The 24654-nt window shown below is 56.7% G+C and carries 18 protein-coding genes; 4 read left to right on the forward strand and 14 right to left on the reverse strand.

The features are described from left to right. Window positions 1–970, forward strand: a 970-nt coding sequence (locus AWB76_RS37185; RefSeq protein WP_244173673.1) for a methyl-accepting chemotaxis protein, incomplete at its 5' end; no start/stop codon positions are given. A 323-nt stretch (window positions 971–1293) separates the two neighbouring features. Here the strand turns inward: AWB76_RS37185 and AWB76_RS37190 are convergent. The 3 genes from AWB76_RS37190 to AWB76_RS37200 all read right to left on the reverse strand — a co-directional run bounded on the left by AWB76_RS37190 (window position 1294) and on the right by AWB76_RS37200 (window position 5774). Next, window positions 1294–2973: a ComEC/Rec2 family competence protein gene (locus tag AWB76_RS37190; RefSeq protein WP_157696315.1), complete on the reverse strand. Its 1680-nt coding sequence runs from the start codon at window positions 2971–2973 to the stop codon at window positions 1294–1296. A 442-nt stretch (window positions 2974–3415) separates the two neighbouring features. Further along, a complete protein-coding gene (locus AWB76_RS37195; protein WP_061165078.1) occupies window positions 3416–4534 on the reverse strand; it encodes a caspase family protein in 1119 nt (372 codons plus the stop codon). A gap of 436 nt (window positions 4535–4970) precedes the next feature. Then, on the reverse strand, window positions 4971–5774 hold the full coding sequence (locus tag AWB76_RS37200) for a hypothetical protein (protein ID WP_061165079.1): 804 nt from the start codon (window positions 5772–5774) through the stop codon (window positions 4971–4973). Between the two features lie 764 nt (window positions 5775–6538). Between AWB76_RS37200 and AWB76_RS37205 the strand changes: the two genes are divergently transcribed. Both AWB76_RS37205 and AWB76_RS37210 read left to right on the forward strand, forming a co-directional pair. After that, on the forward strand, window positions 6539–6817 hold the full coding sequence (locus AWB76_RS37205; RefSeq protein WP_061165080.1) for a DUF4148 domain-containing protein: 279 nt from the start codon (window positions 6539–6541) through the stop codon (window positions 6815–6817). Between the two features lie 617 nt (window positions 6818–7434). After that, window positions 7435–8256 (forward strand): LysR substrate-binding domain-containing protein, encoded by an 822-nt coding sequence (locus AWB76_RS37210; protein WP_208606662.1) that lies wholly within the window; start codon window positions 7435–7437, stop codon window positions 8254–8256. Window positions 8257–9153: 897 nt separating this feature from the next. On the opposite strand, the gene AWB76_RS37215 is transcribed toward AWB76_RS37210, so the two are convergent. From AWB76_RS37215 to AWB76_RS37240, 6 genes are all read right to left on the reverse strand, one after another. Next, window positions 9154–10149 carry an XdhC family protein gene (locus AWB76_RS37215; RefSeq protein WP_061165081.1) on the reverse strand — a complete coding sequence of 332 codons (996 nt, stop codon included), beginning with the start codon at window positions 10147–10149 and terminating at the stop codon, window positions 9154–9156. A gap of 139 nt (window positions 10150–10288) precedes the next feature. After that, window positions 10289–11230, reverse strand: a complete 942-nt coding sequence (locus tag AWB76_RS43185; protein ID WP_082864622.1) for an alpha/beta fold hydrolase — start codon at window positions 11228–11230, stop codon at window positions 10289–10291. 574 nt (window positions 11231–11804) lie between these two features. Then, the gene (locus tag AWB76_RS37225; protein WP_061165083.1) at window positions 11805–13217 is read right to left on the reverse strand and encodes an MFS transporter; all 1413 of its coding nucleotides are present in this window, start codon (window positions 13215–13217) and stop codon (window positions 11805–11807) included. Window positions 13218–13615: 398 nt separating this feature from the next. After that, window positions 13616–14524 carry a LysR family transcriptional regulator gene (locus tag AWB76_RS37230; RefSeq protein ID WP_061165084.1) on the reverse strand — a complete coding sequence of 303 codons (909 nt, stop codon included), beginning with the start codon at window positions 14522–14524 and terminating at the stop codon, window positions 13616–13618. A 107-nt stretch (window positions 14525–14631) separates the two neighbouring features. After that, complete coding sequence (locus tag AWB76_RS37235; RefSeq protein WP_063936443.1) at window positions 14632–14970, reverse strand: BON domain-containing protein; 339 nt, start codon at window positions 14968–14970, stop codon at window positions 14632–14634. Between the two features lie 52 nt (window positions 14971–15022). Further along, entirely contained in the window at window positions 15023–16066 is a 1044-nt protein-coding gene (locus tag AWB76_RS37240; protein WP_074171493.1) for a porin, read from the reverse strand. 1449 nt (window positions 16067–17515) lie between these two features. Between AWB76_RS37240 and AWB76_RS37245 the strand changes: the two genes are divergently transcribed. Then, a complete protein-coding gene (locus AWB76_RS37245) occupies window positions 17516–18142 on the forward strand; it encodes a hypothetical protein (RefSeq protein WP_061165086.1) in 627 nt (208 codons plus the stop codon). A 203-nt stretch (window positions 18143–18345) separates the two neighbouring features. Here the strand turns inward: AWB76_RS37245 and AWB76_RS37250 are convergent, their stop codons facing one another. From AWB76_RS37250 to AWB76_RS37265, 5 genes are all read right to left on the reverse strand, one after another. Then, window positions 18346–19545, reverse strand: coding sequence for an amino acid aminotransferase (locus AWB76_RS37250; RefSeq protein ID WP_061165087.1), 1200 nt, complete (start codon window positions 19543–19545; stop codon window positions 18346–18348). A gap of 355 nt (window positions 19546–19900) precedes the next feature. Beyond that, the gene (locus AWB76_RS37255; RefSeq protein ID WP_061165088.1) at window positions 19901–20695 is read right to left on the reverse strand and encodes an SRPBCC family protein; all 795 of its coding nucleotides are present in this window, start codon (window positions 20693–20695) and stop codon (window positions 19901–19903) included. After that, window positions 20685–21161 carry a (2Fe-2S)-binding protein gene (locus AWB76_RS39920; RefSeq protein ID WP_074171494.1) on the reverse strand — a complete coding sequence of 159 codons (477 nt, stop codon included), beginning with the start codon at window positions 21159–21161 and terminating at the stop codon, window positions 20685–20687. Before AWB76_RS39920 ends, AWB76_RS37255 begins: the two co-directional genes overlap by 11 nt. Next, the gene (locus AWB76_RS37260; RefSeq protein ID WP_061165089.1) at window positions 21161–22039 is read right to left on the reverse strand and encodes an FAD binding domain-containing protein; all 879 of its coding nucleotides are present in this window, start codon (window positions 22037–22039) and stop codon (window positions 21161–21163) included. The genes AWB76_RS39920 and AWB76_RS37260 overlap by 1 nt, the downstream gene beginning before the upstream one ends. Continuing rightward, on the reverse strand, window positions 22026–24356 hold the full coding sequence (locus AWB76_RS37265; protein WP_061165090.1) for a xanthine dehydrogenase family protein molybdopterin-binding subunit: 2331 nt from the start codon (window positions 24354–24356) through the stop codon (window positions 22026–22028). Before AWB76_RS37265 ends, AWB76_RS37260 begins: the two co-directional genes overlap by 14 nt. Window positions 24357–24654: the final 298 nt, after the last annotated feature.

A 24654-nucleotide genomic window follows, 5' to 3' on the forward strand; every position in this document is an offset into this window, starting at 1 on the left:
ATACGAATTCCACCACGACAGCACCATCATGCCTCACGCGCGCGCGAATCAGGAACTGGCCCAGCCGAGTCGCTTACTCAATTCGCAAGACGAGATGGGTCGATTGCTCGCCGGCGTCGCTGCCATGAAGCACAGATTGGTCTCAACCGTAGCCACTGTTAGGACTAGCAGTGACGCCATTTTCCACGCCAGCAAAGAGATCGCAGCAGGTAATTTGAACCTGTCGTCGCGAACCGAGCAGCAGGCGGCGTCGCTCGAAGAGACTGCCGCGAGCATGGAAGAGCTGACGGCCACCGTGAAGCAAAACGCGCAAAACGCAATGGAGGCGAGCGGTTTAGCTGACGACGCAAGAGTCGTGGCCGATCAAGGAAGCGCCATAGTGGATCACGTAATGGAGACAATGACGGAGATCGAAGACAGTTCCCTGAAAATCGGCAACATTATCGAAATCATCGAAGGCATCGCATTTCAAACCAACATACTGGCACTGAATGCCGCCGTCGAAGCGGCGCGAGCTGGCGACGAGGGCCGCGGATTCGCCGTGGTGGCAGGCGAAGTACGCAACCTTGCCCAGCGTTCTTCCGCCGCCGCTAGAGAGATCAAGCAATTGATCGAGACGTCCGGCGGCCGGGTGCAGGTAGGGGCCGAGTTAGTAAGAAATGCCGGCGAAACGATGAAACGGGTAGGAACCGCTATTCAGCGCGTGACAAATATTATGGGCGAGATCGCATCGGCGTCAAATGAGCAGAGCCGCGGTATTGAACAGCTAAACCAGGCCATCTCGCAAATGGACGAAGTTACGCAGCAGAATGCTGCGCTCGTCGAAGAGGCAGCGGCGGCCGCCGGCGCTATGGAAGACGAAGCCGGGCGGCTAAGCGAAGCCGTCGCGGTATTCAAGACCGTTGAGAAATCCATGTCAATATCAACGCCCGACAGCGGCGTCGGGTTGCGAACGGCAATGGATTTGTAAGGCCGAAGCCGGCCGACGGGCCAGATTATTCGCTCGGCCCAAGGTCGCACTTGTCTTCGCGGTGACGCGCGAACGTCGATGTCGTCACCTGTTGGCATTCCCATTTTCCTGTTCCCTGCACCACTTCGCCATGCAAGCAAACTCGGAAGCTAGCTGTCTTCATCGATAATCGCGTATATCAGCGGGCGCCCGCCTTCTTCACTTCTTCTCGACGCACGCGCGCGCTGAACGACCGAACAATGCCCGCACGAGACGCGCCAGGGGCGACACTACAAGCGGGGGAAAGCAGACATCGACGGTCGAGGCGACTCTTAGGGCCGGGCTCACTCTAGGCGGACACGGATACCCTCGTCGCCGCCCCCGGCCCGTACCTTGAACGGATAGCCACTTTCAGAAGGTCTGTTCGCCCAACGCTCATATGCCTTATTCGGATAGTTGAATAGCAGCTCGGCGTCAGGCGTGACGGTCAAGGCGCGTGCGATCGCGACGTCACTGGGGTGAGTGCCGTGGCGCTCGCCGTCCGTTGTCAGCAAGTACTTTTGAGCCGGCAGCTTCATCGCCAGCCGTTTAGTCACGTTGGCTGCGCTCCCGTGATGAGGAAGCTTGAACACGTCAAGGTTTAACATCTCTGCCGGGAGCTTCGTGACGGCCTTGAGCAGCACACTGGCATGCGCATCCCCGCCCAGTAAGATCCGGAAACCACCATACTCGAAGATGAAAGCGATGGAGCTGCCGTTCGTTACCGAGCTATCTGTCCTAGTCTTTGTATCTGCCAAATCCGGAATGCTAAGCGGCGCGACACTTAGAATCTCGATGTCTTGTGCGTACTGTCCAGCTGTTGCACCTTCTGCGTTGATGGGCCTTCCTGCCATTTGTTTCTGACGCTCCTCCCATATGTCCCACGGGCGCCTCAGATCGGCAAGTGCCTTCATCGAGGGCGAAAGAATGGTGATAGCAGCTTTGGAGGCTGGTAGCGTCTTACGCACCGGAACGTCACCAGCCGATAGGCAAACAGCATTCCCACCGAACGCCGCATTCCAGGAGGTGTCTTCGCAGTCGAGCAATTTCGCTAGTCGCTTGCCCTCCGAAAATCCCATCGATTCGCGTCCCACTTCCCCTTCAAGAATTGCAAGGTTAGTCGCCATCATTTTGAGTCCGTGGCGATAAAGAGGAGGACCTCTACGGACGGCCTCGAACGCGGCGCTTATGGCACTTCTAAAACGATTTTTGCTTCCTCCCTCGTAGTGCAGGTTCGTCAAGGTGTCAGACCGACCCTGCAGCAGCAATGTCGTGAACAAAATTGCACCGTCCGTTAGGCGCGGATACCTGTGCGCCAGGTTGAGCACCCATTGCGTCCAGTTCACACTCTCCCCTTGCCATTGGCCCGCTTGCACAAGCACGTATCCTGCCGCAGCAGATGCGTACGGATTTTGCCATTTTCGGTAGAGGAGCTCGGTCGCATTATTCAGCATTCGAGTTGAACCGCTCAAATCTCCCTGTTGCAGAAAGTCTAAGAGGCCGCCAAGGTCCGGGTCATCAACTTCGACGCGGAGAGCTCGGGTCGACGCAACGCCGATGTCGCGCTCATAGTGGTGCGCGTAGACGTCTGCAAGCTTTCCATCTCGCTTCTCCCACCTACCCGGGACACATGCAACCTGAAGGGGGGTAAGCCGCTCCTCAGCGCGATAAGATAAAGAAAAATATCGTGCCCCCTTTCCTTCATCAGACCTTTTCCCTATCAGTTCACGATTGCGCACCGGTAATTTCCACTTGGCAAACGGCGACTCACGATTGCCGCGTAATTTCGCGCCTTGTACAGCAGCGATGTCGCCGACAAGCCTCGCCGTGACGTCATGCGCCGGTCCATCCGAAGACAGCAGTTCTTCAAGAGGCTCTGCTTGGAGTCGCGCGATGCCCATGTAGTCGTACCGAGGCTCTACTAATTCACTGGCGTGAAATCCTGGCAGGTTTGAGATGGTTACCGGTTCGGTCGTGTTCGCCATTGATAGTGCAGACCACCAGTCCCGAGGCACTGCCGGCTTCCTGAAGTTGTCCGCGTCGAAAACTCCATCCGGCGAGGCGGAGCGCACGACAACCAAGTCATCGACCGCCTTCTGTTGTTTCTCCGGCCTTGGGGCCCGCTGCTTCGGCAAGAAAACGAGTGCGGGGTCGCGACTGGGCTCGACATTTACCTGTCGCATTAAGAGTCGGCCGTCGGGGGTCCGAATGCGAACTAGAAAAGCGCCCGGGCTGACATTAACTCGAGTGGGCGCCCTACCATCGCGCAAATCAAGATCGACGACAACACTTCCGGCAACAAGTCGCTCGTCAGCGTTACCGCCATAGAGTTCGAACACGTCGGCTAGTGCGACCCTTGGCAGTCTTGTGCCTCGTGGCTGCCCTGCGCCGAAATCGAAATGAACCACCGTACTCACGGGTTTCCTCCTAGCACGGTATATACACGTTCACGAATGGCGGCCCAATCACCTCCTGTAGCACTTGGCCATGAACCTTCGCACCTTCGGCAGTCGTCTCTATCGCCTCGAAATCATGGGCGCGGCGTTCAATGTCGAAGCTTTCTGGCCAATTGCCGGCGGCGCTGTGCTGAGCACTGTCCACGTGCAATGCGCTCACTGCCTCAAGCTCTCTTGGCTCGCAAAGTACGCGTACAGGCACCAATGGGTCACCTGACAGCGTGTGGAACGAAACATTACTCGATAAAGTGCCGCCTCCAAAGGAAACCTCCTGGCCTTGACCTTCGGGCCGCAACTGCATAAGCCATGAAAGCGCCAACTTCAGCATATCAGTATGGATCACCCATTGCCGTCTTTGCGCCGACACGGCGCCCGCGCCCTTCATCGCTCGTAGGAATGCATCCATAAACAAGGACGGGCCACTTGCGGAACCAAATGCACGGGTGCCCAGCTTGCTTGCGCGAATGAGGCACTGCTCCGACTTGGCCAGGTTTTGATTCTGCGCCTCTTGCACGATGGTCCTCGAGCGCACATTCTCATAGCGCCGCGAAAACGGGACCTCTGTGCTACAGGCATCGATAAGGAAAAGCTGACGGCGTCCCTGCATTTGCCGCATGGCGTTTGCCAGCAGCTCCGGCTCAATAGAATCCTCGAATGGCGCGCGGGGATTCGAGCCAAAGTCCTCCGCCAGGAGAAGCTGTGTCTCCCCAATGAGCAGTCCATGACCGCAAAAATAGAAAATGGCTAGGTTGTCCTCGTGGGAGTCGACATCCTCAGACCACTCCCCAACCTCGTCCGCAATGTTTTTGAACGTTGGCGACGTGACGCCGAGGCGAGAAGTGCGGCTTGCAGAGGACGCCAGAACTCGCAGTGTGTGGAGCGGCGTGTCAGCTACGTCTAGCTCTGTCCGCAGCCACTCCGCGAACGCCTCAACTGAATGAAGCGGTGTCTCCAGATCGGCGAAGCCGCCCTTCGGCGCATCCTCCCTCAAGAGGTCTGCAGCCCTGGCATTGGCAAAGGTTCCGACGCCGATTAGAATTACGTGAACCCCAGGATCGCCGTTTTGGCGTCTATCCAATATCAAAGCCATGCCAACCGCATCTCTTGGTATCAATGTGGGCGAAGGCAGGAACGTACCTGCCGTCTGAAAATCTTTAGAATTGAGGTCTCTCGTCGCCGTATCGGTTCAGCAGGTAATCTGGATGGTACCGTACACGCCTAGTGTAGAACCGGATCGTCTTGTTACAACTATACAGGTAATCATGTCGTTCACCAACAAGGGCTAATGAGCTTCTGCCCACAGCACACACACTCGCCCGACATCCTGTGCAATGATCTTAGCTACGGACGCAGCCCACACGAACCACCTAGGCATGACACGTCGTCCAATTCCAGTTGCCGAAAGAAAGCACAGGTGACGAAGTCGACATTCGCTGACATTCTTGACTGACTGATGGCATCGTTCTCAGATCCGGTTGTCTTCGGTTGAAGAAGGCGAATCTCCGTACTCAAGCTGGTAAACCAATCTATCGAGGCATCGCGCGTTTAGCTGGCGTGCTTTTTATGGGAGGCTTTACCGCTCCGGCAGGCGAAGACGCAGCCTGCGCCTGCCGAGCCGTCACGTCGTTTTGTATGCACTCGCCCTCGACAACTAGTTTGTCCTCGGCCAAGATTGAGACTATCTGGTTAACGGTAGCCTCGCCACCGCCAATCGGGTTGTAGATTCCGACGACGCGCGGTACGACGTGTGTAGTCGGATCGAATAACAATGCTTTAATAGACCCGAGCGCCAAAATTGCATTCTGTATTGTTGTCTGATTCAGCTCGCTCGGCATTGGGAGCATAGCCGAAATCTTTGAGCCAGAGACTCCCAGCGTTTGTACCACTAGCGAACCAGTCGCTTTTCCGGATTCGACGCCCGCTGTTATCGACGAAAGACTAGAAAGATTGACAGTGCCTTTAAGCACGCGAACGGTAGCAATCAGGCGCAACCCGACGCCGACGTAGACAGGGACCGCAACCGGTTCTCCCAAGTTTGATGTAGGGTAGCTTTTGTTCTTATCGTAGCTTGCCCAAGCCGGATTATCCGGGTCCTTTGTGATTCTGTAAGCCGGCTTAGCTACACCGGAGGGGGCCGCGCCTCTCCCGGTCGCGGTAATACCTTCAACAAATACCGTCGCATTCTTGGTATCCACAGAAATGAAGTCTAGGGTGACCTGATAAATATTGTTTTCCGTCCCGAACTTTGCGGCTGGACCAATCGACAAATTCCCTTGCACGTCGAACGATGCAATCGCTATCCGCACCGCCTGGTCTGGAAATAGGTCCATATATGGCTCGACCGAATATCCGTCTGGGCAACTATCTCCCAAGCTCGCGGTGGTCGGCAATGGATCAATCGGTATGTAGGTGAATCTAGAGTTTCGTTCGCCTGCGCTCTCGGGAAGTGGAAGGGTCTGACAGGCCTGCAGAACCGAGAGTAACGTGAACCAACAGAGCCTGCTTCTTAGCATTGTGGCCACCCTTTACTCAGTAATCGCGCGGTAACAACAAGGACGAGTCAAAAAAATAAGCTCGCTAACGCTTTATAGGTATTGCTTTCCTTAAATACAAGGCTCAAACGACCTAGAGCGCGTATAACGCCCTTGAGGACATGCCTTCGGCCCGTCATTCCAGGTATAAGCGGTTGGGATCCCAAATCGTGAAGAAGTTTTGAAGCGGACGAAAGGTTTACGGCAACTCGGTACAACCGAAATCCACCAGTCATGGTGGTGTTGATACGGTTGCGTACGCCCGCGAGATTTCGACTTACGTCTTTCTTCACCTGACATTTACAGAAATCGTTCAATCGATCTCCTTCCCGAAATCTGCCGCGCTTTCAGCGAGACTCGTACATGCACTTCCGTGCAGCGACTCTCATCCGCCAGGCGCGCGATGCCGATCGATCTTTCTTCCCGCCCAATTGTTGCCATTTTGGGGACAAACTGTCCCTTGGCTGTGGGCTTCTCTCGTTTAGCGGCTCCTTTTAAACTTCTTCCATACCACTTGCACCGCCCAGAAAAGACGGCGTTGCTCAAACTTCGAAAGGTGAGATATGAAACGGTTCAATAAAGTCGTGACGGTTGCAATGGCTGTGGTCGCGTTGGCGTCGTCAGGGATGGCAACAGCACAGAACGCAACACCTGTCACGAGGGCTCAACTCAAGGCGGAGCTCATCGCGCTGGAAAAGGCTGGCTACAATCCGTCGCGCAGTTCGGGCGCAGACTATCCTCTCAACCTTCAGGCCGCTGAACGCAAGGTAGCCGCCGAGCGTTCCATTGATTCACAGTACGGCCCTGTGACCGACGGCACGAGTGCTTCGGGATCTCGGTAAGATGATTTGCTCGTTTTAACCGGACTCTTCAATTGGCCGGTCGAACTGCACGCGTGTGATGACACCCCCCTCTGGCGGTCCGACGAGGGGCTGCATATCTCACGGTGGCCGAGCGTGGCGCGGGCCAATTTTTGATGAGGCTTCACCCCAGCGTTGCTTGCTAGAGTCCGGCGACGCTCGATGTGATTTGTCGCGAGCGACAGCTCGAAATGATGCTTAAGTGCATGGCTCTGGTGCCCATAACGGAATACCGAACATATAAGCAAGAAAAGCGAGTGCGCGCTCGCAGTCACGCAACCAATGTGCTACGCGCCGGCTTTCTTGCTTGCACTCCCCTTTGACCTAAGGACCCCCAGTGGGTCCCAGGCCGACAGGTAAGTCGAAAGGTGCCTAGAGTCTAAAAATGCTCCACCGATCGTAACTACTTCTCGCGCATTCTGGGCAAACGCAACAAGATGTGAAAGTCGTGTGGCGGATTCAGTTCCAGTTTCACTCATTACGCTTGTCTGCCGCGCGGAGGAGCCGTTCCATCGATCCCACGAGGCAGCTGTATGTACGAGAACCGTCGCGTTGTTAGGTCCCTGTGCCCAAGAACACTGGACTTCGACGTAATGACGATGATCGTCGCTGTGGCGGACACTGGCAGTATTAGCCGTGCTGCGAAGGCGGTGTGCCGATCACAATCAGCCGTCAGCATGCAAGTCAAGGCGCTTGAAAAGGCGCTTAGTAAGTCGCTCTTCGTCCGCAAGCCACGAAGCGTGGTACCAACACAGGATGGCGAGATCCTGCTCGCCTATGCTCGTCGAATGCTTTCCATGCGCGACGAAGCTTGGGCTGCTGTCGTGCGCCCCGACGTGACCGGGCGCGTAAGCATAGGGGTGCCTGATGAGTACGCCTCGTCGCTTCTTCCTCCAATCCTGAAGGAGTTTTCTGCGAACTATCCCAAAGTCGAAATCCAGGTCGTTGGCTTGCCGAGTGTTGCGCTAGCTCCTATGGTCAAGGAGGGTTCAGTGGACCTTGTCTGCGCCACTCGTGTGAAGGGGCTGTCGGGCGAGTTCATCCGTTTCGAACCAATGGAATGGGCCGCTGTACCAACTTCCGCGCAAATATGGCGAGAGAGGCCTTTGCCGATCGCCGTTTTTTTGCCAGGGAGCGTTGCGCGGGAGAACGCGCTTCGCAGCCTTGAAAGCGGAGGCATCAGATACCGAACGTCGTTCGAGAGCCCCAGTCTCCTCGGCCTATTATCGATGGCGGAAGCAGGGCTCGCCGTGGTCCCGCTGGCTCAGTGCGCCGTCCCCAAGCACTTCGAGATACTAGGCTCGCCGCACGGATTGCCGAAGATGGCTGCGCTTGAAATGATTCTTGCAAGGAGCGCAACCTCCAGTAGACCGCCATGCGATTTTCTTGCTAATGCAATACTATCAGGTCTTCGGCGCTAGAAAATTCACGACTTGTGAGAACCCGTTTTGCCCGCTTCTATATCAATCGGTTGCCATTGGTCTCTGGTGATGGTTCGGAGTACAAGTCTCTCAGGGGCTCGCAATGAGCCCTTTCGCCGACGCCCAAGCGTCGGCCTTTTTTTTCCAAGCGTTCAAACGTCACGAACCTCTTCTCCGACCGAGGAAACACTGCTTCGCCCTGTCGGATAAGCCGACCGTCATGAGATAAACGGTGTCCAGGACTTGAATCGAGAGCACGTACGACTACAAGCCCGATCTCTTTTTAGCATAGAAATTGGAAAAAACCGCAGGAGCGGGCAATCCATGGCCAATCTCCTGGGTGGTATGGATGGCGGTCGTAATAGAACCGTTCGCGCCCTCTCGAGTTCCGATGCGGGCCATATACCTATCGAAGGGCCGCTTTGGGCTCTGCGAAACACAGTGCGGGGGTCGATAGCTGCAATGAGCCAGGGCCAGACGACTGGCAATAGTCATGTGCAGCCGCGCTACCGTGTCTCAAGCATCCGCCTGAAAAGCGACAAGGCTATGGAGGCGGCGGTGACCGCAAGACAAAAGATGCAGAACGCCGACAGCATGCAACGGTAACAGGGTCGCTCACGATCATCAAATGAATCGTCGCCGTCATCATGCGTTTCTTTTGTCGGAAGACGGGAGAGACGGCCCCGGCGGCGCAGACCGGATACACGTGTGCCCCTCAAGTCGGGTGCTCCTGTATGGAAGACAATATCCTTGCTAAAGATAGGCACTTGAGTTGGGCAACGCACGTCAGGTGCGACTAGCGAGGCGGTATTATGCGCCAGGCTATGGCTGAATTTTTTGGGCGCTGCCGCTGCTTCACCGCGGTTAGTCGTAAGGCTCTCTGCCTTTGCGGGACGTCTATGTGGGTTCGCGCGCCGCTTTTGCGCCTTCTATTTTTAGCAGGTCGTGCACCAACACGCCGTTTTTCGCCGCCGTCACTTCCGCGAGAATCGACACCGCGATTTCCGGCGGCGTCCGGCTGCCGATATAAATGCCTACCGGCCCATGCAACCGCGCCAGTTCGGCCTCGCTGAGATCGAACTCCTTCAGACGCTCGCGCCGCGCCGCGTTGTTGCGCCGCGAACCGAGCGCGCCGACGTAGAACGCGGGCGTCTTCAGCGCTTCCATCAGCGCGAGATCGTCGAGCTTCGGATCGTGCGTGAGGGCGATGACCGCGCAGCGTTCGTCGAGCTTCATCTCCATGACCGTGTCGTCGGGCATGGTTCGCACGATCGTCGTGCCGGGCACATTCCACTCTTCCGTGTATTCCTCGCGCGGATCGCACACGGTCACCTGATAATCCAGCCCGACCGCGATACTGCACAGATAGCGCGACAACTGCCCCGCGCCGATCACGAGCATCCGGTAACGCGGGCCGTGAATCGTCAGCAGATGCGCGTCGTCGAAGAGCACGCCGTCGGTGGCCTGCGCCGGTTCGAGGCGCGCCGCGCCCGTGGCCATGTCGAGCGTGCGCGCGACGAGCCTGCCGCTTTCCACCGCCGCGCACAATTCCGAGATGCCGCTTTCCATCGTCAGCGGCTCCAGCACGAGCTGGATCGTGCCGCCGCACGGCAAGCCGAAGCGATGCGCCTCTTCCGCGCTGATGCCGTACTTCACCGCTTCCGGCTTCGTCTGCTCGATGCCCCGCTGCCGCACGCGATCGATGAGATCGTCCTCGATGCATCCTCCCGACACCGAACCGACGACGTGGCCATCGTCACGCACGGCGAGCATCGCGCCTTCGGGTCTCGGCGACGAGCCCCATGTCTTCACGACCGTCACGAGCAGCACGCGATGTCCCTCTTCGAGCCATCGCGCGCTGTTCTTCAGGACTTCGAGATCCACGCTGTCCATTCCCTCTCACCCCGGCTAGCGAACAGGAAAACTATCGCTTTGACCCAACTTCCTTGATCGCCAGTTGCAAGCTCGAAATGGAACGCGGCACACTGCACATTTCTAAGATCGACGGAGGCGTGGAAGCGTACAGACGCGGTCACTGCGCCGCCTCAAGCAACAAATCGGCGAGCTCAGCCGGTCGCGAGAGAAACGACGAGTGACTGCTGTCTAACGTTTCCACCCTGAAGGGATTGTACGGCGTGAGCCTATTCGCTTCAGCTATCATTTGGTCCTGCGCTGCGAGCGGAATCGCGTTATCCCTTGTGCACCTAATGAACGTCCGAGGTACAGTGCCCCAATGACCCGGTGACACCGTCGCCGGGTCAGACAACCCCCTAATCGGCTCGTCTGGAGTCAGCATATTGAGCGTCGCACTCAAAACGCTTGGTGGTACGTCCGAGTAGAGAGCGTCACGAACTCGCGCGACGTATGTAGCGTCTCCAGAGTTCGGATTGATCCGTGCTGCGCCTAGTTTGCTAGGATCGCCATAAAACAGCGGCGGAAGTCCTGAACCAACAAAATTTGGCTGCTGCAGGTAATCAAGTACTGTTGGTTCCGCAACCGGCACGAACGCGGTCAAATAAACCAACTTCTTCACGAGGCTTGGCTCAGCTTCTGCAACCGCATTTAGCGTCACACCGCCCAAGCTGTGACCCACGAGCACAACCGGACCACGGCCCTCTGAGACCAACCCTCTGATAATAGCAAGAACGTGGTCCCTGTAATCTGCAAGCGAGATACTGGCGAGCGGCGAAATCTCAGTTGAAAGACCTCCAGCGTTAGGCGCCCCAGGAGCGTACGCAGCAGGAAATTGTGCTGACAGGCCGTGCCCCGGAAGATCCAAAGTGATCCCTTGAACACCCTGGCGCGCCAGCAAGCTTATAACATTCGACCAACACCAACCTCCGTGCCATGCGCCGTGCACGAAGACAAATGTTAGTCTCGAATCTCGGCGCGCTACACTTGCATGGCCAGTCAAGGACATGCCAGTCGCAACGGCGCCGACGGACACGTTCGTTAGGAAGTGCCTTCGTTCCATGATTCCACATCTCCGTCGTTATTGGTCTAACTTCGACTGCCACCTGCCTGCCGCACCGCAGGTCGAGCTCCGGCAATTAGGATCGCTTACTTACTGCAACACTGCAATTCGACGACCTACCACAGGCGCTCGACACTCGTGAAAACCGAAAATGAGCCGGGCCACCACGAGCGCCCCTTCCTAGGAGCCGACCAACTTCGTGTAAGCAGAAAGTCAGCGCATCGCTAGTCCAGACGGTGCTTCGCTGGGCTCATGGTTCGTATCTGGCGCTTTTAGGGTGCAGTCACCATGTTGCCACACGTAGCCGTTGATAAGCGTGCGCAACGGGGATCGATCGTCGCTTTGTTAGCCACCGTTCTTCCTCGTACCGGCGACGTCTACGCGACACCGCGATCTCGTTAGTCATGGCACGAATCGGGTTCCCCGAGCGCTGAAACGGGAGGAACCCGCGATTAGGTACGCGTGCTCCCGGCGCCCAAAATTATCACGAGTGCGCCGCGCGGGCGCACCACCGCGGGTTGTTGGAATTACCGCCGATCTCGCCTGAAGTCTGATAGTCCGGAGTATCAGGGCATTAGGCAGATATCTCGTCCAACGTTTTCCCGCGAGTTTCGACCCCGAACAAACCAAAGACCAATGCACCAGTCACGGCGACCGCAGCAAGATAGCCGAAGACCGCCTCAACGTGAAAATATGTCAGCAGTGTCCCGATTACCAGCGGACCAGCTACCGAAGAGAGTCGGGTGAGCGCTGCCGCAGCGCCAGCGCCCCGAGCCCTAATCCGCGTCGGATACACCTCCGGCGCATAAACGAAGATTCCGCATTGCACGATCGCGATCATAGCGATGCTTGCGGAAGCAAGCACCGCAACATGCGCCGCTGAATTGTGCGTTCCGTTCAGCGCCAAGTACGCCATCGGCAGCGCCGACGCAGTGAACGCCAAGCAGAAAGTCTTCTTCCGGCCGATACGATCAATTAAGAAGATGCCAGACAAGGCGCCTAACAGAGTTGCGACCATGCTGAACATGCCGTATCGCAGCGATACGTCGAGCGGAAGGTGGTAAACAGTGCGATACAGCGCGGGGAGCCAAACCAGTATGCCGTATGTAGTCAACCCAGAGCAACAGGCCATCGCCCAGACGACTACGGTGCGGCGCACGAACGCGGAAGATAGAAGCGACCGAAACGATTCCTTTTGGGTCCGCGTGGGCTCCGCGCTCATCGACACCGGCGGCAGCGCTGCGAACACGTGCTCGGGAAGCGACCTCTCGATCCGCCCAACGATCATTTCAGCTTCTGTTGCCCGGTTGTTAATAGAAAGCCAACGCGGTGACTCGGGCGCGATCCGCGGAAGGATCACAGCGAGCAGAATCGGCGCGGTTCCGATGTAGAACATCACCTGCCATCCGTACGCGGGAATTAGTGAGAGTGCGCAGATGGCTGCAAGCAAGTTGCCGACGCCAAATGTCGACTGAAGAACGAAAATCAAACGTCCGCGGATCCGCGCAGGGCAAAGCTCGTTCATGTATGTCGCGGAGACTGGCGACTCCCCACCCAGCCCAATACCCTGGCAGAAGCGGATCATGAGGAAAATTACAAAGCCAGGCGCGTACGCGGACGCAAGACTCAAAAGAGATAGCACTACGATCACCCACCTGAGCGAACGTAGGCGCCCGAAGCGTTCTGCCGCAGCGCTGAACGTAAGTGCACCGATCGTCTGGCCCACATATCCGGCCGATACAAGAAGGCCAGCCTGTGCCGGGGAGAGGTGCCAAAGTTCGATTAGAACGGGCAGCACGTACGCAATTGTCAACGCGTCGAACGCGTCGGTCATATGCACAAAGCCCACCGCGCCAAGGACCTTAGCGTGCCAACGAGTGAACGGCAGCCGCTCGAGACGGGCTGATATTGCCGCAGGAGTTGAAAGGACAGATGCCGTGGACGTGTGTTGCGTCCTGATGTCGGTAGTCGTATCTGAGATGTCCATGTTCGAAGCTTGTAAAAACTCGATTATTGGTCGCCGTCGAACTGTGCGCCATCGGAACCATCGGGGTTGTAAGCCGGATTGGACGTTCGAATAGCGACAACGCTTCCATCGGCGAGACGGCCCGCAAGAACAGGCTACGCTTGCCCTAGAGTGTTCTAGTGAATCAGTCTTACTGGTACCCACTTGCGGAAAGGCTATTGTTAGGACCACAAAGGACAACTGCAATGACCAATGCACTGGGAGTTGGGTATCAGCCGTCCTTCATGCAACGCCCTGGTCGACCTCGACCGGGCCACAACAACGGTGAAACCCTTCGTCCTTGCCCGGGTTCCTGCTATGCATGGAAGATGCGCGCTTTGAACGTTTTATTTAGGCACGCGTGCAGCCGGCACTCGGTGCTAAGTCTGGCCCCCAGCTAGCGGCCAACCAACGACATAATCAACGAACGTCCGAGTGACAGCGCGCAGATACTTCCGGCTGGGATAAGCGAGGCATATGTTACTTTGATCTTCCAGCACGTCGAAATCCTCCATTAGAGGCACCACTGTCTTGGCCCTTAGCTCCCTCTCTATCAGCGTCTGAGGAAGTAAAGAAAACCCCATCCCTTCGACGGTCATTCGCTGCACCATCAAAAGGTTGTTTGCGGTGAAGCGCGGGACTAGCTGGAGCGTCTGGGTCTCGTCATGAGCAGCGAAAGTGACCCTCCTCCCTTTCGCATCAACCATTCGCCCAATAAATGACTGCGCCGTTAGATCTTGCGGGACGTTTAGGCGTAAGCCGGTGGTACGAACGTACGCTGGTGACGCAACAGCAATGTTAGAAAACGTCGCAATTATTCTGACGATCGACGTTTCGGATGTGACAGCCCTGCTTGGTACTATCGCCACGTCGAACCCCTCGTCTACGAGGTCGATCTCCCGGTCAAGCAACGTTAGTCGGATAATGACATCCGGGTACTGCTCGACATAACCCGCGATGATCGGCGGAAGCCGCTCCAGAGCAAAAGATGTCGAAACAGCAATGCGTATTTCTCCTTTGGTCTCCGCGCTTCTCTTGCTAACGTTCGCCTCGGTGATGGCGATGTGACTCAAGATTTCGCGGCACTCGTTTAGATAGGTGCGACCGATTTCGGTAAGGGACACGCGGCGAGTCGTACGTTGCAGCAACCGAACGTTCAATCGATCTTCAAGCTGACTAATCGCGCGTGTAACGGCCGACTTTGAAATGCCAAGCTTCCCTGCCGCCCGGTTGAAGCCCTCTGTGTCTGCAACCTCTACGAATATGGTCATCGCTTCGATGAGGTCCATCTCGCCGTCCCGTAAATTGTGATTGGCCGCCGCGAAATGTGCCCGGTTAGCTCAGGAATAGCCCACCCCTAGCACGCCGAAACGGCTTTGAGGACCTCATCAAAAGACTACTTGCCGCCTTCGTTGAAGATCGTCATCTTGTTGCTAACGGACGAGACTCCGGCGACGGATTTCGCGGTGCTCTCGGCTAACTCGATCTGCGCTTGATCACGCACGGTGCCGGACAATGTCACAGAGCCACCTTTCGCTCGGACGTAGACTCGCGTCGGATCGAGCCCCTTTACCCTTCCCAGCGCGCGCCGTACGGATTTAGCCAAGGCGCGATCGGCAGTTTTCGACGTCGAAGCCGGTACGTTCGGGCCTGCGGTTTCTTGAGCGAGTGCGGAGTTCGACAAGATGAGGAAGCATACGAGCGCAGCAATTGTCAGGGAGAGTGTTTTGTTCATTTTGACCTCGTGTTTTGGGGAGAACGGTCGCGCACGCGCAATCCACGTCTAGCTAGAACTGGTGACGAATGCCTAGGATCACACCGGTCTGGTTCAGATTTCCTGGCGACGTCGAGTCAAGGTAGTTGAGCGTGAAGTGTTGTCCACCATTTACGTCTAGATATCCCGCGAAGGCGTATAGCGACGTTCGCTTAGAGAGGTTGTAGGTACCTTCGAGGATGAACCAATTCGGATTGCCTAAGCCTTGTCGAGTTTGGTAGTGTTCTACTGACGCAGACAGGCCAATTGTGGGCGTGGCCTGATAGAATGCGCCGCCCCAGTACATGTTCCCGACCGGCGAAAGATGCAAATCACCGTTTACGTTGAGGAAGCCGGCGAATAAAGTTGCCGTTCCAACGCGAAGCTTCGCAGCGGCGCTGAATCGTTTATCGATTTGAGACGATGTGTCGACGGGTGTAGCGAAGCTACCGCGGGTCTGCTCATAAACCACTCGTGTCGAGAACGACCTGATTTGGTAGTCCAGCCCCAGAGCCATATACGTACCGGCCGCCATGTGGCCGGGTTGCTGTTGGCCGAATGAGTAGGCTGCTTCGCCGCTGAAGCCGGCCACCGTCGGCGACTTGTATTTCACTGCGTTGGCTACGCCACTTGTTTGTGGAATCAGCCCGGCCGACAGCAACGAGTATTGAGCCATGAACATCGGGTCGTAGTACACGGTCATGTCGAACATGATCTTATACTGTCTGCCGAGCGTCAGTGTCCCAAAGGGAGAATCGATTCCGACGTAGGCGTTCCGATTGAAGAACGACGTAGGGCTTTGCTGAGCGCCATTCGCAAGGTTGACGCCATTCTCAAGCCTAAAAATTGCTGAGTAACCTCCGCCAAGATCCTCTCGACCGATTAGCCCCCAGTTTGACGGATAGGTGTTCCCCGATTGCAGGCCGACGGTACTGTCACGATTCGCGTTCGTGTGGGTGAGGTACTGAACCCCAAGGTCCATCATTCCGTATAGGGTCACGGACGACTGGGCCATAGCGCTTGTTGACATCAGGGTCAGGGAGGCAAGTGCGATGCCGAAATAGGATGGACTTTTCATTGTGTCATTGTGCCTACGTTAGTGATCCTTATCTGACGGCTTCGAACGCATCGCGCAATGCCGGCGGCTTTTGATTATTCATCGTGTCTGCCTGCCCTGCGAAGATGAGAACCTACTGGGAGGTGCCGTACTCGACCATCATGCTTGATGTATTGTGTGTTTCGAAGCATTCTTAGGCGCAGAAAAAGCAGTGACAACCACCACAGCATTCGAAGAGGTTGCAGGTCGTCCAACCTAGGGAAAGTCAGGAAGGAGCGACGGCCCCACGTGACCGCTTCGCGAGCATCAGGGCCCGGTTTTGGCGCGGGGAGAAGGCACGCCGGCGAAGAGAGCTGACCGAAATGTTGCGCACGCGCAACGCAGCAACGCAGTAACGGGTAAGCGCGCATGCTTCCGAGCTTAGTTTGATGGGCAGAGCTTGGCGCTCGTACCGGCTACGAGCGTCTCTGTGCCGTTTGACGGCAGACCGTACTGCGCATCCGCCGCTGGTTGTTCGGAAGCCTTCCGCTCCGCATCCAGCTCCGTGGCTGTATACGGCATAAAGCCCGACGGGTTCCACTGCGATCACGTCGGATCGAACTGCGCACGAGTTGCTAATGGGCTTGCCCATGCGCCAAGACGGGAAGCAGTCGCCGCCACAGCGAGCGCTCAAACAAAGTCAATAACCAAATTTTTTATCTTATTAAGCGTGGAGAGGAATAGCCGTACACCGCGACGGCCTTCGAAGTCTCGATGCCGTCAACTCTCTACCTGATTGCCAATACTGTCCCGCTTGCGTGCAACGGTCCGCCAAGCGCGGCCGTTACGCCGCCGCAACTTCAACGTTGCGGGATCGTCGGGTACTTGTCCGGCTAGACGAGGATGTTTCCGATAACGAAGAGCGGAATGGCCGTCAACTGCAATAGCATATTCCGAGTCAACAAAGGTTCGGCGTAAACACTCGTCCGTCGTTGATACTGGTTCGTCGTTATCAGTCACGAGACGCCAGCTTTGGCGCGCCTGGGCGGGTCTATACACGCGGAGGCCAGCCGGAGTTGGTCGTCCGGCAAAACAAAATGATGGTCTGGACAGATCCCGAGCGAGAAGTGCGGTACAGCGAAACTTATCATTCGACAGGGCCGCCAAGCCGTCGGCTTATGCCGGTCGAGTGTACATCCGCTACGCTGAACAGGAATCGGGAAACCAGCTATGATAATGCGATGCTGGCAACACGGCAGCACGATTGTGCCGCCAGGCTCGGCCCTCCAGTTACAGCCAGCCGTCCCATCGTGCGGCAACATCGGCTTGCATTCCTGCAAGCGCGCACTACACTCAAGTGACCTTCTGCAGTACTCAGCAGACTGCGGCGATGCTTCGGCACAGGACACCTGCGTTTCCGGACGCGGGCCTAGCCGAAGATGAAATTCGCGCATCAGCAAAGCACAAACGCGATTAACATCGGAGCTGCACATGCCTGACGCGAAAAAATTGAGGCGTAGCTTTCTTGTGGCTTCGGTGACAACGCCTTTTGTACTTTCGGACGCTATTTCGGAAGAGTCCAAGTACCCGGTTCTCGAATTAGGATCCCTGGCAGACGCAAATCAAGCAGGGGAAAACCATGAGAAAGGGTTAGACAAAATAAGAGAGGTTCTGGGGGGATTTGTCAACCCGGCCTCGCGAAGTTCGCTCCTCCGACTAATCGATTATCTGGTCGTAGCAAATGTAATACAAAAAGATGATAGCCAAAGTCTACACGAGATGATTGATGTCCTTTTCACCTCGTCCACTCTGGATACTATAAGCAAGAAGATCTCTGAAATAGCGATAGACGCAAGAAGGGATTCTGAAAACGTGGCGACAGCGTTAAAAAATATAGCCTCTAGGAGTGTTGGATCTGTGCGGAAAAACTTGAAAGATCCCGACGTCACCCAAGCCGCAACCATAGTGGCTACCGACTTGGCTGGAGCTCTGACTGGAGTGTTCCAGATTGTCGGCAAAGTCCCCCCACCTTTTCTTCTTCCCGTTGCAATCGTCGCGGCGGTGACAGCCTCAGCGGCGGGATCGTTTGGCGCGTACTACGCGACGAAAGGGAAGTAATCTAATGCTCTAGATCGGTGATGGCTTTTCTCCGCAGATTAGCCCGTCAAAGATTGGGGAGCAGTGAAAAGGCGAACGATGGAATCTTAGGAATTTCGCGATAACGGCGGACCTCCATGGCTTAATGTCACGACGAGAAGGCTGTGACACGGAGCCACGGCCAACCGCGGAACGAAGCGCGCTCGCCTGCCTCGCATAGAGACCTACTTCGCCGCCAGCACCTTGCCGATGGCATCGGCGACGATCTGCACGTTGCTGTCGTTCAGGCCCGCGACGCACATGCGGCCCGAGCGCAGGATGTACACGCCGAATTCCTCCTTGAGCCGGTCGGCCTGATCCGCGACCAGACCCGTGTACGTGAACATGCCGCGCTGCTTGATATACCGCGTGAGCATCTCGCCGCGAACGTGATCCTTCAGTCCGTCGTGGATCGCCTGACGCATGCGCGCGATGCGCTGGCACATCGACGCGAGTTCCTTTTCCCACGACTGTTTAAGTTCGGGCGTGTTCAGCACATGCGTGACGATCTTCGCGCCGTGCGTCGGCGGATTGCTGTAGTTCGCGCGTACCGCGCTCGTCAGCTGGCCGAGCACGCGATCGGCTTCGGCGGCATCGTCGCAAATGACGTGCAGGCCGCCGCAGCGCTCGCCGTACAGCGAGAAATTCTTCGAGAACGAATTGGCGATGAACGCCGGCACGCCACGGCGCGCGAGTTCGCGCACGGCGAACGCGTCGTCGTCGAGACCGGAACCGAAGCCCTGATACGCCATATCGACGAACGGCAGCAGATCCCGCTTTTGCAGCACGTCGATGATCTTCACCCATTGCGCCTGATCGAGATCGACGCCCGTCGGGTTATGGCAGCACGCGTGCAGCAGCACGACGCTCTTCGCGGGCAGCTTGTCGATGGCGTCGAGCATCGCATCGAAGCGCAGTCCGCCGGTGGCTTCGTCGTAATACGGATACGTGTTCACTTCGAAACCCGCGCGCTCGAAGATGAAACGATGGTTCTCCCACGTCGGATCGCTCACCCACACTTGCGACTTCGGAAAGTAGCGCTTGATGAAATCCGCGCCGACCTTCAGCGCGCCCGATCCGCCGAGCGTCTGCACGCTCGCGATGCGGCCATCGGCGCGCGCCGGGCTGTCGTTGCCGAACACGAGCGCCTGCACAGCGTCGCGATAATGCGCGAAACCGGCCATCGGCAAATACGGTTTTGGACCGAGGCCTTTCAGGATCGACAGTTCCGCCTCGCGCACGGCCTGCATCACGGGCAAACGGCCTTCGTCGTCAAAGTAAATGCCGATGCTCAGGTTGACCTTATTGGTGCGCGGATCTTTCTGAAAGTTTTCGTTCAGCGACAGGATCGGGTCGCCGGGGTAAGCATCGATATGTTCGAACATAGTCGCTTATCAGGACGAGGAATCGGCAGGAAAGGTTTGCGCCCGTCTTTAAGCGGGGACTCGTATCTTCAGGTAACGGCCACACCTGGGGCACGGCATCCCGATACCCACACAACCGGCGCGAAGAGTCGCAGGTCGGGATACCACGCGCGAGTAAAGAGAGCATAGTCGAGCCCATCATTGCGTGACGTGAAGCTCGGGAGCGGCGCCGTCGCAGTCACGACGATTTCGGTCATCGCCAAGCGACGCGACGGGGGCCGTCTTACCTGTGCCGAAGCCGTCACAGCTACGAGTCGCAAAAACCACAACGTCGTCAGCGTAACTCTGGCGGACATCGCGATCGGAATGGCTATGCTTACTTCAGATAGTCTTTTAGCCACGCGACGCAGTCACGAGAATCCTGCGCGGGCCAAAGCACTCTAACGGTGGTGCTTTCTCTCTGCACTTCAATATAGATGTCGGTAGACAGCCTTTGCAAGTCTTGCAGATCGCCATTCGCGCGTGCACCAGGCATCAATCTCGTCCACCAAGAAGCTTTCGGCGCGCCGCGTACAGTATTCGGTTGTGTCGATAAGCGCCCGTCAGGAACAACAGGGACCTCAGTGCGATCCGGTGTCGACGAACTACCACCAGCTTTTTGGGAAAACCTGTCAGACTCGCTGGTCAATGCAACCGCCGGTGATACGTCGATGGCCGCCGCTTTCCCTGCCTTCGCACGTGCATTTAGGTTCGCACCGAACTCCTCCCACATCCGGTCGGCCTTCGTCTTCATGACAGTTAAACCAAAGCTGCCCAGGCGTCCGAAGACTTCGACCTTTATCTTCATCGTTACTTCGGTGCGCTCATCGGGCAACTCCGCAAGCGACAGTTCGCTAGATTGCTTAAGCGAACTCCCCACCTTAGAGTCCTCTCCCGTACCCTCGCTCTTTAGGTAATAGGGCGGCCTCGTCTCCAATACAGTAGTCCGTGTTGTGAATCTCGCAGAGATGAACGAGATCTTCACTTTCACCGTCGCCAAATATTCGGTGTCACTTAGTACCTCGACCGACTCCGTACCCGGGACGCATCCCGCCATTACCTGCGGATCAAGCAGAAGGTCCCAAACTTCCGTAATCGGTGCATCAACGACAACCCGTTTTTCAAAGTCCACGCATTTTCTCCGCTGCAGCCAATATTGATTCTACGATTCCGACATATCCGGTACAGCGACACAGGTTTCCGTTCAACCCATCTCTTACTTGCTCCTCTGTGGGGTTGGGGTTGTCGTTCAGCATCGCGCACGCTGTCATCAAAAAGCCGGGTGTGCAATATCCGCATTGAAGCCCGCCGTGCTCCATAAAAGCCTCTTGCAGTGGATGGAGCACACCGTCTTGAGCAAGCCCTTCTACCGTTGTAACCTCGCGGCCGTGGGCCTGGACAGCCAGGTTCAAACAGGACTTCACAGCCTCCCCATCCACTAGGACGGTACATGCTCCGCAGACCCCCGTCTCGCATCCACGCTTGGTGCCTGTCAAATGCAGGTCGTCGCGTAGGAGGTCGGAAAGCAGCCGACGAGTTGTCGTTTCGACAGTGTGGGGTTGGCCATTCACTATCAGTTCGATCGTTTTTGTTTTCACTAGTTTGCTGCCTCCGCCACGTCTAACGTCTGAAAAAGGTCCTCAAGCGAACGACGGCTGATCACGTTGATCATCTGCCGGCGATAGTCGCCCACTCCTCGCATGTCAGATATCGGTTGAATCTCGCTTGCAAGAATATCAGCGGCTTCGGCGGCGACTTCCGCAGTGAATGGCTTACCCTCTAGAAAAGCTTCACAACGAACGCCCCGCGTTGGGACAGGCGTCGACGCCCCAACCACCACCCTGCTGTCTCGACAAAGGTTCCCCTCCTTTGCGATAGTGATGGCGACGTTCACAAGCGGTCGATGCTCGGCTGCAGTACGCAAAAATCGCACATGGCGACCAGCCGAAAACTCCACCGGCGGAATCCGAATCTCTGTGACGACCTCGTCGGGCTCCAGCGCAGTCGTATAGTAGTCGACGAGAAACTCTTCGACCGTGACTTCTCTCTGCCTACCGACGCCCTCCAACAAAATGCGAGCATCAAGGGCCATTAAGCAACTTGGTGGGTCGGTCGCTGGATCCGCATAGCATAAGTTGCCTCCGATGGTTCCCTGGTTTCGCACCTGCGGGTTCGCGACATGGCTAGCCATGTCCGATAGCATTGGGTATCTCTCCCGAACTAGCTTTGAGGACGCGATATCTGCATGCAGCGACAGTGCGCCCACGCGCAGTCCGGCCTGGGGGTCGTACGATATACCCTTAAGGTTACGAAGCCGCCCGAGAGAGATGAGGTATGCGGGACTTAGCATTCTCTGGCGCATAGCTAGCATCAGGGCTGTTCCGCCGGCGATCATCCGACAATCGTCTTGGTGATCCGCCAACATGTGGCATGCCTCTTGAACCGACGCGGGCTCTAGGTACTCAAATTCCCGCATGTTCGGGCTCCGTCTCAATCACTTTGAATTTCGCCAGTTCCGCGAGCCCTGCAAGGACTTTCTCTGGCGTGATAGGTAAACTGTTGATTCGGACCCCAACGGCGTCGTACACCGCGTTCGCTATCGCACCGGCACCTGGAACGATTGCGGTCTCGCTTGCCCCTTTAGCACCGTAAGGGCCATTAGGATCATTTGATTCGACGATCCCTGATCGAATCTCAGGAATCGAATCCGCCGTCGGCATTGTGTAATCAGCAAAATTCCCGTTCATCAGACGGCAATCTTGGTAGTGCAGTTGCTCATAGAGGGTCCAGCCAATGCCCTGAGTAACGGCCCCGCAGCTTTGGCCGTGAACGGCAAGCGGGTTTAGCGCTTTGCCGCAGTCATCGGAAATGTATGTGTCGACGATCGAAACCTTTCCGGTCTCAACGTCCACTTCGACCTCGACGCCTTGCGCGGCGAACGAATAGGCAGGCGCAACGTTACCGTACTGCTGCGAGTTCGCCATTACAGTCGGAGGGTCGTAAGTTGCTGTAACCTGCAGCCCCTCGCCACCGTGGCGGTAGATGTGCATCCGAGCCAAGTCGCCATAAGAGATCCGCGCCCGTTCGGCGCCGGTCGCACCTGCCGACTCACTAATGACCTCGCCATTTTGGAACATCAGTTCGCTTTCCGGCACGCCTAGCTTGTCCGCTGCCAGTGCAAGTAGTTTGCCCAAGGCCTCCTTCGAGGCCTTTATAGCTGCCATGCCGCCGTTGACTGTGACTCGCGAAGCGACGGAACCGAGCCCGTAGGGGGAGGAGTCCGTGTCAAGCGGCATCACAGTAACGTGGTCGATGGGGATCGACAACTCGTGCGAACATATTTGGGCTAGCATTGTGTTGGCGCCTTGTCCGATGTCGGCCTCGCCTGTGTACAGCATCACTCGACCGTCAGGATTAATCTTAAGCGCGATCGTGGAGCCATCCCAATTACCCATTGCTCGATTTCCACTCACGTGGATCGCAGCACCCATACCGATGCCTCGACGTTTTGCTCCAGCTCCTTTCGGACGGCGCCTTTTCTCGTCCCAGTTCATTGCTGTGCGCACTTGCGCCAGGCACTCACTTAGACCGCTGCTTCCAACCTCGAACCCATGAACGGTGACATCACCAGAACGCACAGCATTCAACGTATGAAGGTCAATCGGGTCCATCCCAATCTTATCCGCGAGCACGCTCAAGTGGCTGCTCACGCAGAAGGTCATCTGTGTACCGCCGAATCCCCGGAATGCGCCACGCGGCGGGCAGTTCGTATACACCAGGGTAGCGTGCGACCTAACATTTTTGAGTGTGCGGTGCATGTTGTCGCTTCGCATCACTGATACCTGAAGAACTTCCGGAGCGAGACCGGCGTACGCACCGCATTCCGCGATGATACGAACATCCTTTGCGACAATAATGCCTTCAGCGTTGACGCCCATCTTCAGCCAAATACGCTCTGGAACGCTTGCTCGAGCTCCCTGAAAATCGTCAAGCCGACTATTCAAGAATCGAACAGGCCGACGTGTTTTCGTGGCCACCCACGCACAAATGAGACTATTGCATTCTTCCACCGTTTTCCCGCCAAAACCTCCGCCGGTCGTCGCCTGAATGATCCGAATAGTAGACACCGGACGATCGAGCGCTTCCGCGAACCTCATCCGCTGGAGGAACGGCATCTGAGATGGCGTCCACACATTGAGACGGTCGTTGGCCCCCATCCAGGCAACTGTCGCCATTGGCTCAAGATAACCGGGGTATTGCGAATGTGTTTCGTAGGTCGCCTCATAAACCGCGGCCGCGGTCTCAAAGGCCTTTTCTACGTCTCCCTGACAGATGTCATACTCGTGCGCGATATTTCCGGTGCCTTGATGAACCTCGATCGTGCCCTGCATCAACGCATGGTCGGGATTCAATACCGCCGGCAGTTCTTCGTATTCGACATGTATCAGATCAAGCGCATCCCGTGCCGTTTCCTCATCGACAGCAGCGACCGCCACCACTTCTTCGCCGATGAAGCGAACTTTGCCGGTTGCAAGAATTCTATGCTGCTTGTGCATGACGCCGGAGAGACGCTCCGGAGTGTCTTCGCCTGTCAGAACCAGGTGGACGCCCGGAAGGGCGCGGGCCGCTTCGGTGTCGATTCGCACAATCCGAGCATGGGCATGCGGACTCCGTAGGACCTTCAGATGCAGCATTCCTGGCATCTTGAGGTCACCGCCATACAAAGCGACCCCGGTAACTTTATCTCGCGCAGTTACTTGCGGCGTCTCATGGCCAATGGTGGATTGTTTCATTACTGACTCCGAGTGGTGCACGTTTCCAGGTCGACTTCACCGAACTTCATGCGTAACAGGACATTTTTGCCGTGGGTAGCCCTGCCTGCAACCACCGATCGACTCTTTGGGGTTGCTGATCGTACCGATATACAGCGCCGCGTCCGTACGACGCCTAGACCCAGGCGGCTTCTAATGCGTTGCACCGCAGGGTGCGCCGCCCATGCTCAACTGGGTGCCTTCTCCGTCATGAAGCGTCCATCGGGTGCTTTTGCGTTCTTCTGGCGGCGGGTGTTGCCATCGAGTCCGCCATCGATTG

The organism is Caballeronia temeraria, from assembly GCF_001544795.2.
Lineage (GTDB): Bacteria > Pseudomonadota > Gammaproteobacteria > Burkholderiales > Burkholderiaceae > Caballeronia > Caballeronia temeraria.

What these genes read in the sequence shown, in the direction of transcription:
- AWB76_RS37210 (WP_208606662.1), top strand. Translation starts at nt 7,435, where the DNA reads ATGATCGTCGCTGTGGCGGACACTGGCAGTATTAGCCGTGCTGCGAAG.
- AWB76_RS37215 (WP_061165081.1), bottom strand. Translation starts at nt 10,149, where the DNA reads ATGGACAGCGTGGATCTCGAAGTCCTGAAGAACAGCGCGCGATGGCTC.
- AWB76_RS37200 (WP_061165079.1), bottom strand. Translation starts at nt 5,774, where the DNA reads ATGGACCTATTTCCAGACCAGGCGGTGCGGATAGCGATTGCATCGTTC.
- AWB76_RS37230 (WP_061165084.1), bottom strand. Translation starts at nt 14,524, where the DNA reads ATGGACCTCATCGAAGCGATGACCATATTCGTAGAGGTTGCAGACACA.
- AWB76_RS37260 (WP_061165089.1), bottom strand. Translation starts at nt 22,039, where the DNA reads ATGCGGGAATTTGAGTACCTAGAGCCCGCGTCGGTTCAAGAGGCATGC.
- AWB76_RS37240 (WP_074171493.1), bottom strand. Translation starts at nt 16,066, where the DNA reads ATGAAAAGTCCATCCTATTTCGGCATCGCACTTGCCTCCCTGACCCTG.
- AWB76_RS37265 (WP_061165090.1), bottom strand. Translation starts at nt 24,356, where the DNA reads ATGAAACAATCCACCATTGGCCATGAGACGCCGCAAGTAACTGCGCGA.
- AWB76_RS37195 (WP_061165078.1), bottom strand. Translation starts at nt 4,534, where the DNA reads ATGGCTTTGATATTGGATAGACGCCAAAACGGCGATCCTGGGGTTCAC.
- AWB76_RS37190 (WP_157696315.1), bottom strand. Translation starts at nt 2,973, where the DNA reads ATGGCGAACACGACCGAACCGGTAACCATCTCAAACCTGCCAGGATTT.
- AWB76_RS37245 (WP_061165086.1), top strand. Translation starts at nt 17,516, where the DNA reads ATGCCTGACGCGAAAAAATTGAGGCGTAGCTTTCTTGTGGCTTCGGTG.
- AWB76_RS37225 (WP_061165083.1), bottom strand. Translation starts at nt 13,217, where the DNA reads ATGGACATCTCAGATACGACTACCGACATCAGGACGCAACACACGTCC.
- AWB76_RS43185 (WP_082864622.1), bottom strand. Translation starts at nt 11,230, where the DNA reads ATGGAACGAAGGCACTTCCTAACGAACGTGTCCGTCGGCGCCGTTGCG.
- AWB76_RS37250 (WP_061165087.1), bottom strand. Translation starts at nt 19,545, where the DNA reads ATGTTCGAACATATCGATGCTTACCCCGGCGACCCGATCCTGTCGCTG.
- AWB76_RS37205 (WP_061165080.1), top strand. Translation starts at nt 6,539, where the DNA reads ATGAAACGGTTCAATAAAGTCGTGACGGTTGCAATGGCTGTGGTCGCG.
- AWB76_RS37235 (WP_063936443.1), bottom strand. Translation starts at nt 14,970, where the DNA reads ATGAACAAAACACTCTCCCTGACAATTGCTGCGCTCGTATGCTTCCTC.